At 45.7% G+C, this 641-nt stretch carries 1 protein-coding gene; it reads left to right on the top strand.

The window, feature by feature from the left end:
* Positions 1 to 200: 200 nt before the first annotated feature.
* Positions 201 to 413, top strand: a complete 213-nt coding sequence (locus MMIC_RS12420; RefSeq protein WP_072660782.1) for an acetyltransferase — start codon at positions 201 to 203, stop codon at positions 411 to 413.
* Positions 414 to 641: the final 228 nt, after the last annotated feature.

Here is a 641-nt window from a genome sequence, read left to right as displayed (position 1 = left end):
TTCCTGACAGAAAGACTGAAATATCGGCAACTGTTTTGATCTTCCTTTCGTCCATCTGGATAAGCATCCCCATATGATGGACAGGACAACTACGTTTTCAGACTCATTTCATATTGGAAAAGACTCTCACTGGAGGAATAGCACTACTTCGCCTATAATGTAAACACAGCTCGGCGATTACCCAGCAACAGGAGGTTCATATGTTCCTAAAAAATGCAGACAATGGAGATCTGGCTCAAGTAGTCAATCTTGGCGAAGTCACTGACCCCAACGCGACAAGCGTGACTGTACGTTATCATGCTGGTGAAGAGGCTGGTGATCCGGTCAGTGTCAGCAAATCTGAGCTGACCTTTCCTTCAGGAGAAGCCCTGCCAAAATGCTGGCTGGACCCTCATTACAGGATCAGCTTCTGAACCAACTGTCTCGTCCTAAAATACGTTGACACTTTTTTTATTCAAGCCGGCTGCCATTGGCAGTCGGCTTTTTTATGCACCTCTTCGGGTGTTTTCATGCTCAGGCTGTCAATCAGCACCCAAAATTGACCCCCCATCAGCGTCCAATTTTGACCCCCCTAAAGTCTGTTTAAATCATGCTCTATTTTTGAATCTCCAGCTCTCATTTCCGGTCTCTATAATGTCACA

The organism is Mariprofundus micogutta (assembly GCF_001895085.1).
GTDB classification, from domain to species: domain Bacteria; phylum Pseudomonadota; class Zetaproteobacteria; order Mariprofundales; family Mariprofundaceae; genus Mariprofundus; species Mariprofundus micogutta.
The sequence above is the reverse complement of the archived record's forward strand: the minus strand, read 5'-3'. Positions and strand labels throughout refer to the sequence as shown.

What these genes read in the sequence shown, in the direction of transcription:
- MMIC_RS12420 (WP_072660782.1), top strand. Translation starts at nt 201, where the DNA reads ATGTTCCTAAAAAATGCAGACAATGGAGATCTGGCTCAAGTAGTCAAT.